General features: G+C 38.7%; 9 protein-coding genes. All 9 read left to right on the top strand.

From position 1 onward, the window contains the following. Positions 1-194: 194 nt before the first annotated feature. Positions 195-860: a lanthionine synthetase LanC family protein gene (locus QYT14_RS18685; protein WP_289307053.1), complete on the top strand. Its 666-nt coding sequence runs from the start codon at positions 195-197 to the stop codon at positions 858-860. Continuing rightward, positions 857-2,053: a TIGR04157 family glycosyltransferase gene (locus tag QYT14_RS18680; protein ID WP_289307054.1), complete on the top strand. Its 1,197-nt coding sequence runs from the start codon at positions 857-859 to the stop codon at positions 2,051-2,053. The genes QYT14_RS18685 and QYT14_RS18680 overlap by 4 nt, the downstream gene beginning before the upstream one ends. A gap of 14 nt (positions 2,054-2,067) precedes the next feature. Next, complete coding sequence (locus QYT14_RS18675) at positions 2,068-3,627, top strand: thioredoxin domain-containing protein (protein WP_289307055.1); 1,560 nt, start codon at positions 2,068-2,070, stop codon at positions 3,625-3,627. 1 nt (position 3,628) lies between these two features. Continuing rightward, on the top strand, positions 3,629-4,897 hold the full coding sequence (locus QYT14_RS18670) for a TlpA disulfide reductase family protein (protein ID WP_289307056.1): 1,269 nt from the start codon (positions 3,629-3,631) through the stop codon (positions 4,895-4,897). Positions 4,898-4,943: 46 nt separating this feature from the next. Then, positions 4,944-5,174, top strand: coding sequence for a hypothetical protein (locus QYT14_RS18665; protein ID WP_289307057.1), 231 nt, complete (start codon positions 4,944-4,946; stop codon positions 5,172-5,174). 71 nt (positions 5,175-5,245) lie between these two features. Continuing rightward, the gene (locus tag QYT14_RS18660; RefSeq protein ID WP_289393449.1) at positions 5,246-5,542 is read left to right on the top strand and encodes a cysteine peptidase family C39 domain-containing protein; all 297 of its coding nucleotides are present in this window, start codon (positions 5,246-5,248) and stop codon (positions 5,540-5,542) included. Between the two features lie 30 nt (positions 5,543-5,572). Then, the gene (locus QYT14_RS18655) at positions 5,573-7,228 is read left to right on the top strand and encodes a TonB family protein (RefSeq protein WP_289307058.1); all 1,656 of its coding nucleotides are present in this window, start codon (positions 5,573-5,575) and stop codon (positions 7,226-7,228) included. A gap of 47 nt (positions 7,229-7,275) precedes the next feature. Then, positions 7,276-9,498, top strand: coding sequence for a peptidase domain-containing ABC transporter (locus QYT14_RS18650; RefSeq protein ID WP_289307059.1), 2,223 nt, complete (start codon positions 7,276-7,278; stop codon positions 9,496-9,498). A 228-nt stretch (positions 9,499-9,726) separates the two neighbouring features. Beyond that, complete coding sequence (locus QYT14_RS18645) at positions 9,727-10,488, top strand: HlyD family efflux transporter periplasmic adaptor subunit (protein ID WP_237039809.1); 762 nt, start codon at positions 9,727-9,729, stop codon at positions 10,486-10,488.

The following is a 10,488-nucleotide window of genomic DNA, read 5'->3' as shown; positions in this document are numbered from 1 at the left end:
TACCGTTTCCGAGTATACCACTTATCCCATTCTTATTGATAATTGGAATAAAGGAGAGTATACTATACAAATAAGAGAAAAGAGTAACTATTTAGTAGGCTCTGTTCATATAAAATAGTAAGAAATAAAACTTGTAAAAGTTATTTGGATATCAATCAAAAAGCAAAGTGCTATTAAACAATTCCCTTAGAGTTATGAAAAAAGAAATACATAAAATGGCATTATATTATATATTAAACAATATAAACATCCCTTACCTTGACTTAAGTAAGGGGAAAATGGGGTTGTCACTATTCTATTTTCATTATTCTATGCACACCCATAATAGTATATATGAACAGTTTGCATATGAATTGCTTAATGATATAATAGAAGATATTAATGATGAAATGCCTATTTCTTTTTCTAGTGGAATATGTGGAATTGGTTGGGGAATAGAGTATTTAGCACATTATGGATTTTTAAAAGAAAATACAGATGAAATTCTAAATGAAATGGATTTACAAGTAATGCTATATGATTCAACTAGATTCACTAACTATTCATTATATGATGGACTGGAAGGTATAATTTGTTATGTACTAAGTAGAATATTATCTACTCGGCAAGTTGACTCTTCACATTCATTTGATTTTAATTATATAAATAATTTATATAAAGCCTGCAAGCAAATTCCAAAAACAGAACAAGAGCAATACATAGGTATTTTTATAAATTGGTTTGAACAGCAACAAATATCATACTCTTTCAATACAATACTTAATCAAATATATAGTATCTACCTTAAAGAAGTTAATTACAAGAATAATTGGCAAAAATATTTAGTAAGACTCGCTAACAATCAACTTGCAAATTTATGAACCATACTACTAAACATATTTATATTTTCAATTATATAAATAAAGCTTCTCAATACGGCATTGGAACTTTTATTAATCAATTATGTATGTGCTTAAACGAAAATAATATTACCATAATCACATTGAATTCTCAAGTAAATGAAATTACCATCCAATACAATGGAAAAATGAGAATGATTGATATTCCAGCAATTAATTATTATGATACAAAGAGTAATTATATTAGATATTACCGTAATCTATCATATATTGTAAGTATTTACACCAATAAGAAAGAAGCAAATATATTTATATTAAACTATTATTTTATGCATCCTATTATTGAGTATCTTAAAAAACACATAAATGACTGTAAAATAATAGCTGTAGTTCATTTTTTAGGATGGTGTTTTCCTCTAAATGGAAACATTAGTAAACTACAAAAAATAATCACTACAAAGGCAAAAGATGAAGAAGAAAATATTATATACGAAGAATTTATACAAGAAAAAAGATACTTCAATCAGGTTGACTATATTATTTGTTTATCAAAGCAAACCGAAGAACTCTTAAGCTCACTATACATGATAGAAAAATATAAAATAGTTAAAATACCCAATGGTATAAAAGATGAATATATTCCTCTCAATAAAGAAGAGCGAAAAATGCTTAAACATAAATTACTTTTCAGGGAAAACGATTTAATAATTCTTTATGTAGGCAGATTAGATCCATCCAAAGGGCTTGATCTCCTTATAAGTTCTTTTTATAATGTTACAGCAAAATTGGACAATGCTCACTTAATTATAGTTGGAGATGGAGATTATGATACATATATCAAAAAATGTTTTAGCATTAGAAACAAAATAACATTTACAGGAAAGATTACAAAAGAAAATTTATGCCAGTACTACCAAATAGCAGATGTGGGAGTTATACCTTCCTATCATGAACAATGTAGTTTTGTTGCTATAGAAATGATGATGCATAAGATACCTTTAATAGGAAGTGACAATATTGGCATCAAAGAAATGATATCAAAAGATTTAAAATTATTTCATCCTGAAGATATTAATAGTTTATCTCAGCTTATCATCAAAGTCTTAACATCTTCTAATCATCATTACCAAATAGAAAGCAAAAAAATGTACAAAAGAATGTATACTTTCAAAGAGATGAGAAATAAATATATTGATTTCTTAGAATCTATTTAAGACAAAAAATAATTATGCATAAAAACACATTGAACCTTTTCTTAAAAGAACTAAATATCAAACATACAAATTCGTATTCAAGTTCTTTATTTGAAGAACACCCAAACAAATACAATTTATATGGGATTTCACAGATGCTAAATCTTTATAATATCCCCAATATAGGCATAAAAGTAGAAAATAAAGATTTAAATTCTTTGGAACTACCAGTTATTGCTCATATCGGTTATGATTTTGTAGTTGTTAATAAAGTTACTAATACACAAGTTGGCTTCTACTGGAAAGGCAAACATACAATTTTGAATATAGATAAATTTATAGAGTTATGGAGCGGGATTGCATTAATAGCTGAACCTACAAAAGAGTCTATAGAGCCTAGTTATAGGAAACATTTTATAACAGAAATTCTTAATAGAATTCAAACGTTTTCAATATTAACTATTGCAATAGCTTTAATATTATTACTTTGCATATTCCAATCATTGTCAACAATAAAAATACTCTTTTTATTGTGCAATCTTTGTGGTTGTATAATTTGCTATTTTTTATTACAAAAGCAGAATCACACAGAGAGTCTTTATGCAGATAAAATATGTTCGCTATTTAAGCAAAAAGATTGTAATGACATTTTAGATTCAAAAGTTGCCAAAATATTTGATTGGCTTAGTTGGAGTGAAATTGGAATGGGCTTTTTTATATCTAATATTTTAATATTAATTACTCTTCCTGGACTATTTGAATATGTTATCCCTGTCTGTATATGCGCATTACCTTATACTATTTGGAGTATTTGGTATCAAATTCGAGTTGCTAAACAATTGTGTACACTTTGTCTTATTGTACAAAGTATACTTTGGAGTATATTTTTTATTGCATTATTTAATGAAAATATGTTTCCTAATAAGTTAAATTATTTTAACTTTATATTTGTTGGAATGGTATATTTATTTATGATTTTTTCTATTAATAAATTATCTAATATCATCTTAAGTAACCAACAAATGACCAACGTTAGACAAGAATTGAACAGCATGAAATTTACAGATGACGTTTTTGTCACCTTGCTCAAAAAAAGACCATACTATAAAGTTAGTAGATTGGATTCAAACATCATATTAGGCAACCCTGATTCTTCTATCTGCATCACTATTTTGACAAACCCTCATTGTCAACCATGTGCATTTGCACATAAGAAAATTGAAAGAATACTAAAAAAGAACAAGGATAAAATGCACATACAATATATTTTTACTGCATTTAATGACAATTTATTAAGTAGTAACAAAATTCTAATTGCTGCTTATCAACAAAAAAATCAAGATGAAGTTAGAGATATCTATACGCAGTGGTTTAATAAGGGGAAAATAAGCCCTGATGCTTTTGCAAAAAAAATGAATATAGAAATTAGCAATCATCGTGTCCAAGAAGAATTAGACAAACATTATCAGTGGAAAAAGTATAATCAACTATCAGTAACACCTACTATTCTAATTAATGGATATTTATTACCTGAAAATTACAATGTAGATGATTTAGAATATTTTTGCAACATAAATTTAACAGCATCCAATTAATATGAAAACAACATTAATATCTATCTTATTATTCTTATTTTCTATTTCTGTAACTGCGCAAACAGCTAAATATGCAGAAAAAGATTCTATTTCCGATTTACAATGGCAGAATGAATTACACTGTACATTGGATGGAGTCCCCAAGCCTTTCTCATACCTGCGTACTCTATTTGAAAATAACAAAGAGGGTTATATAGGAAATCTATGGATGACTTCAAGGCGAAATATACAATTATTAGGTGAGAAAAACAGAAAGGGCAATTGGATTGTCACGACTATAAATAAGGTTCCAAATACTTCTCTCAAGCCGGGAGAATTTGAAATTAAAGGCACTATATCAGATAACTATGAAGGACGAGCTGTCATGCTATTAAGATTCAGCAACAGTAATCCTGACAAAGTATGCAAAGCAGATACGGCCATTGTAACGAATGGAGAGTTCTATTTTAAAGGTCTTCCAGAAGATAATTTCCTTTCCATCGTGACAATAGGCAATTACCCGGAGAAGATATTGGCAGCAGATGTCTTCGTGGAAGAAGGAACGATAAACCTGAATTTGGATTCAATCTCACATAGAAGTGGAACACTTCACAATGATTCGCTACAGGCATATACAGCATTTAAAACTTTTGATGAACAGAAATCATATATCAAACGCAATATGAACAATGCGATAGGTCGTACTTACTTTATAGACCTGCTAAATGATTGGAGTTTAGAAGAATTAAAAGAATACATTGCACTGTCAAACAGCAATGAATATGCCAATATTCCACAAATAAAAGAAGCAATAATAAAACAACAAACCATACAAAATACATTTAAGGTATGGGAATCATTCAATGGTAAGAAATATGGAGACAATACATTCATAACTCTAGAAGGGAATAAAACAAAGCTATCTGATTACATAGGAAAACACAAAATACTTTTTATCAATGTCTGGTATTCCGGTTGTGGTCCATGTATTGAAGAAACGCCCGAGTTAAAAGAAATATATAGAAAGTACAAAAAGAAAGGATTAGAAATCATTTCTGTATCCACTGATACTTCTATTAGCGCATGGAAAGAAGCTGTTAAGAAATTGGATGTTCCTTGGATACATGTTATCATAGAGAGAGAGTCTATGTTCCCCCAAGATTATGCCGTTATGGGAGTTCCTCATGGTATTTTAATAGGAGAAGATGGCACAATTTTAGCTTTAGGCAGTTATTTGAGACCTTCAATACCTGTACTTGAAAATATATTAATGAAAATATTGGACGAATAAAAAGAATAAAGTTCGTCATTAGTAATAATCAATAACTAATTATTTTATGAAATTAAAAAAAATTGTACTACAGAAGGGTCATAAAGTTATGACTCCTGTAGAAATGAAAGGAATTACTGGTGGACAAATAACTAAAAGTGGTTATTGTTCTATGTCTAATGGTAGCTGTAGCGGATATTGCGCTCCTAGTTTTGACGGTCATGGTGGAGTTTCAACCAAAAGTTGCACAAGAATACATATGTCTGGTTTGGGTGGAGATTTTTGTAGCTGCATATAAAATAAGTGAATCAAAAAGCAAATAAGCTTTATGCTAGATAAATGCCGCGTTCACATCTTTTAAAAAATCATGTGCAAGATGTACTTGCACATGGTCTTTTTATTTTAACTAAATTTATTATTCTAATGAATACCTTCCCCCACTACCTCCAGTTGGATGCGATGGACTGCGGCCCCACCTGCCTGCGTATGATAGCCAAATATTACGGCAAGAACTATTCGCTTCAGACGCTCCGCTCCCGCTCCTTCCTCACACGCGAGGGGGTGTCCATGCTGGGCATCAGTGACGCGGCGGAATCCATCGGTTTCCGCACATCCGGACAAAAATCTATGCCCTTCTCCATCAAACTACGAAATTGTTACCAATAGAGTAAATTTATGCAATATAAAAAATAAGATATGAGAACATTAAAGAAAATATTAGCTGCATTAGTCTTGACAATTACAGCAAGCTCTTGCCACCAAGACAGAGAACAGGCGGATGCCACTTCGCCATTAAAAGACAGTCCTGTTGTAGCCCAACAAGTGATTGCTTTAAATGGAGACACAATCATTGTCTGTGATTTAAGTTTATTGAAAGATACCATTGATTTACCATTAAGCACATTTGTTTCTGATTTCGAACTTATAGATTTAAGTGAAGATGAAGAAGCATTGATAAAAGAGACCAGTGGTGGAGGGGCAATAGCTGTAAGTTCCAACTACATAGGAATCTATTCGGGGACAGGGTATAAACTATTCGACAAGACTGGTAAATATATCACTTCTTTGTCTGCACGAGGACAAGGTCCTAATGAGTATACCTTTTCCATTTATGACAGTTATATTGACGAGAAGAACGACAGAGCATATTTACTACCAATGAATGGCAATAAAATACTTGTTTATGATTTAAAAGGAAATGCACAACCATACATTCCGTTGGCACACGAAACCACGAAAGGAAAGTTTTATGTAGATAGCCAGAAAAAATTACTTTATGTAGCTAATATGCCTTTTTCTGATACGGCTTCAACTCTTTGGATACAGGACTTTGAGGGAAAACTCATTAAAGAAATCATAGCCGAGCATTTAACTATTGTGCCACCTGATTTCAGCAATGATATAAATGTATCCATGAATACAGAAAGAATAGACTACTCAGTATTCCATTGGAAGAAAACTGTCGACACATTATATCATTATAATGAAGCGGATAATAGGCTTGCGCCCTCTTTTACCGTTAAATTCAAGAATAATCCCATCCTGCACGATTATATAGAACTGCCTGATTACTATCTTATAAGGCTAATAGAAATAGAGCCTGACTATCGTTATATATATGGTTTGATTGACAAAAAGACGCTAAAAGGAAACTATATCAAATTAAAGCTGGATATGCTGGGAAATATAGATGCGCCTGCATGGGCAGTATTTGAAAGAGGTTTATATACAGCTAATATTTACGCCGATTATTTGCAGGGACAATGTGACAGGTTGTCTGATTTGTCTTCATTACCTTCCGGCATTGCCAAGTACATTCAGAATTTACAGCAAAATGATTGCGAAGATTTAAATAATATAATCTTGATTGGGAGATTAAAAAAGAATACGGCAGAGCCTTTTGTGATGAATGACAAAGACTATCAGAAGCAACCCCAAATAAATAAAATAGTTGGCACTATAAAGAAAGAGAAAGAAGAAGCTTCTTTAAAAAGAATCGGTAAAAAGGAAGAAATCATTACTGAAGAAGATAATCCTGATCGTATTTACACCGGGTTTGGTGTTTTCTCGCATATACCATTATTAAAAGGCGGACTGGACTATTTCAGAAAGAACAACCGCTATAACGATTGGGATAGCAAAAACCCGAAAGAAACACTCGTCGAATATGTAGTTGAAAAAAACGGAAAGGCCTCTCATGTGTCTATTAAAGAAAGTTCCGGTAATGCAGAACTGGACCAAGAAGCTATACGTCTGATAAAAGAAGCTGAATATACCGTTGCTAAATTGAAAAACGGGAAAGAAGCCAGAGCAGGAGGTATGATGATTAACGTAACCTTCCCCACTAAATAATGTTTTTATGATTATCAATATTATGAGATAGAGCCACAGCAGGAGATATGTTTGACAACACGAAAAAAAAATATCCCCACTACCTCCAGTTGGATGCGATGGACTGCGGCCCCACCTGCCTGCGTATGATAGCCAAATATTACGGCAAGAACTATTCGCTTCAGACGCTCCGCTCCCGCTCCTTCCTCACACGCGAGGGGGTGTCCATGCTGGGCATCAGTGACGCGGCGGAATCCATCGGTTTCCGCACATCCGGAGTGCGTATTACCCTGAAGCAACTGGAGGAAGACATGCCGCTGCCGTGCATCCTGCACTGGAACCAGAACCACTTCGTGGTGTGCTATGACATCAGGAAGAAAAGGAAGGGATACAGGTTCCATATAGCCGACCCCGCCTCGCGGAACGTCATATACACCGAAGAGGAAATGAAGAAATGCTGGCTGGTGACAAGGGCGGAAGGGGAAGAAAAAGGAACGGCACTTGCCTTGAAACCGGCCCCCCGATTCTATGAACACGAGGATGAAAAAGAGAAGGAAGGCAGGAACAGCCTGACTTTCTTTTTCAAGTACCTGTTTCCCTATAAAAGACAAATCGCTCACTTACTCCTGGGAATGTTGGCTGTGAGCCTCTTGCAGCTGATATTCCCTTTCCTTACGCAATCATTGGTGGATGTCGGGATTCGGGACGGGAACCTGGGCTTTATCACGCTGATTCTGACAGCCCAGCTCATCGTCTCCGTCTCCCAACTATCCGTGGAGTTCATACGGAGCTGGATATTGCTGCACATGAACACGCGCATCAACATATCACTCATATCAGACTTCCTGATAAAGCTGATGAAGCTGCCGTTGCGCTTCTTCGACACCAAGATGATAGGGGACATCATGCAGCGCATCGGAGACCATAACCGTATCGAGAGCTTCCTCACCGGCTCATCGGTCGCAACGCTGTTCTCGTTTGTCAATTTCTTCATCTTCGGATGGATACTGGCTTATTATAATCCGGTCATACTGGGCATCTTCCTGGCGGGGAACACGCTGTATGTGTGCTGGGTGCTCGTGTTCATGAAATATCGAAGGGAACTGGACATCAGGCGTTTTGCACAGGCTGCCGGGGAGCAGAGCAGCCTGATACAGATGGTGACCGCCATGCAGGAGATAAAGCTGAACAACTGCGAGAAGCAGAAAAGATGGCAGTGGGAAAGGATTCAGGTGAGACTGTTCAAAATCAGCATCCGGGGGCTTGCGCTGGGACAGGTGCAGCAGACGGGCTCCGTGTTCTTCAACCAGACCACGAACATCATCATCTCCTTCATCGCTGCCCGGGCTGTGGTGGACGGACAGATGACACTGGGCATGATGGTGTCGCTGACCTACATCATCGGGCAGCTCAACGGCCCGGTCACGTCGTTCATCGGGTTCGCACAGCAACTGCAGGATGCCAAAATCAGCCTCGAAAGGCTCAATGAGATACACGGGAAGGAGGACGAGGAGCAGGAGATGGCCTCCAGACTCTCCGCCCTGCCCGAAAACAGGGACATCACGCTCAGCCACGTGTCCTTCAGCTATGACGGCGCTGACCGGGATTACGTGCTGGAGGACGTGTGCCTGAGCATCCCCCAACACAAGGTGACCGCCATCGTGGGTGCCAGCGGTAGCGGAAAGACCACGCTGGTCAAGCTGATGCTGGGCTTCTACACGCCCGGCAAGGGGAGCATCAGGCTGGGAGAGACCCCGCTTGGAATGATAAACCCGCACCTGTGGCGGGCAAAGAGCGGGGCGGTGATGCAGGACGGATTCATCTTTTCCGACACCATTGCAAACAACATTGCCATAGGAACCGAACAGCCGGACACCGAACGGCTGAGGCATGCGGTAACCGTGGCCAATATAAGGGAATTCATTGACTCTCTCCCGCTGGGCTATAACACCAGAATCGGTATGGAGGGGAACGGGCTCAGCCAGGGACAGAAACAAAGGCTGCTGATAGCAAGGGCCGTTTACAAGAATCCGGAATTCCTCTTTTTTGACGAGGCGACCAACGCCCTGGATGCCAACAACGAGAAGGATATAATGGAACACCTGCACGAGTTCTACCGGGGAAAGACCGTAGTGGTGGTGGCGCACCGTCTCAGCACGGTGCGCGACGCGGACAAGATTGTGGTGCTGGACAAGGGGAAGGTGGCGGAAGAGGGCACACACAGGGAACTGACGGAGAAACGTGGACTGTACTACCGGCTGGTGAAGAACCAGCTGGAACTTGGGAACTAAGGAAAGGAGGACGGCATGGACGAGGAACGGACACACAGTGAGATTGAACTGCGCAGTGAGGAGGTGCAGGAGGTGATGGGCAGGATTCCGCCCGCCATCCTCCGCTATGGGATTGTCGTGCTGCTGGGCATAATGGTCGTCGTCCTTGCCGGCAGTGCCTGCTTCAGCTATCCCGACACGGTGGAGACGGAGTTCACACTCACCACGCAGCCCCCGCCCGCCTACATCATGGCGCATAGCGCGGGCAGGATAGAACAGCTGTATACCGCCAACGGACAGGCTGCCGGCAAGGGCGACATACTGGGGGTGATAGAGAATGTGGCGCAAACCGAAGACCTGTTCGAATTGAGGGAACGGATGAAGGAGTGGAAACAGGGCGGAAGCCGCACCGAACAGGTGGGAACACTCTTTTTCCACCGTATCCCGGAGCTGGGAAGCGTGCAGGCGGCGTATTCCTCCTGTCTGCTTGCATGGAACAATTACCTGCAGCACATGCAGGAAAGCAGGACGTATGAGACGGAGGTGGCCAACACCGTGGCCGGGCTTTTCAACGCCTTGGGGGAATGGGAGAAAAGCTATCTGCTGACAGCCCCCGTGGAGGGGACGGTGGCGTTCATGCAACTGTGGAAAAGAAACCAGAATGTGGAGGCGGGAGAGACCATGTTTGTCATAGTTCCGCACGCTGCCGCTTTGCCCGTGGGAAAAGCCCTGCTTCCCATGGAGGGAATAGGGAAAGTGCAGATAGGGCAAAGAGTTATCATCCGGTTGCCGGCGTTTCCGGAACAGGAGTTCGGAACCGTAGAGGGAAGTGTGGAGTCCATCTCCCCCGTGCCCGACGAACAGGGAAGGTTTGTACTGGAAATAGCACTGCCGCAGGGACTGACCACCCGCTATGGCAAAGAACTGCCTTTAATCAAGACCATGACGGGGACGGCATCCGTCGTCACGAAGGAAAAAAGCCTGCTCAGCAGGTTGCTGAATTTAAAATAG

This window comes from uncultured Phocaeicola sp. (assembly GCF_948499155.1).
Classification (GTDB): domain Bacteria; phylum Bacteroidota; class Bacteroidia; order Bacteroidales; family Bacteroidaceae; genus Phocaeicola; species Phocaeicola faecalis.
This window is presented reverse-complemented; position numbering and strand designations above follow the sequence as displayed.

Excerpts from the sequence above, each read along its gene's own strand:
- QYT14_RS18685 (WP_289307053.1), top strand. The coding sequence starts at position 195 with ATGAAAAAAGAAATACATAAAATGGCATTATATTATATATTAAACAAT.
- QYT14_RS18680 (WP_289307054.1), top strand. The coding sequence starts at position 857 with ATGAACCATACTACTAAACATATTTATATTTTCAATTATATAAATAAA.
- QYT14_RS18675 (WP_289307055.1), top strand. The coding sequence starts at position 2,068 with ATGCATAAAAACACATTGAACCTTTTCTTAAAAGAACTAAATATCAAA.
- QYT14_RS18670 (WP_289307056.1), top strand. The coding sequence starts at position 3,629 with ATGAAAACAACATTAATATCTATCTTATTATTCTTATTTTCTATTTCT.
- QYT14_RS18665 (WP_289307057.1), top strand. The coding sequence starts at position 4,944 with ATGAAATTAAAAAAAATTGTACTACAGAAGGGTCATAAAGTTATGACT.
- QYT14_RS18655 (WP_289307058.1), top strand. The coding sequence starts at position 5,573 with ATGAGAACATTAAAGAAAATATTAGCTGCATTAGTCTTGACAATTACA.
- QYT14_RS18650 (WP_289307059.1), top strand. The coding sequence starts at position 7,276 with ATGTTTGACAACACGAAAAAAAAATATCCCCACTACCTCCAGTTGGAT.
- QYT14_RS18645 (WP_237039809.1), top strand. The coding sequence starts at position 9,727 with ATGGCGCATAGCGCGGGCAGGATAGAACAGCTGTATACCGCCAACGGA.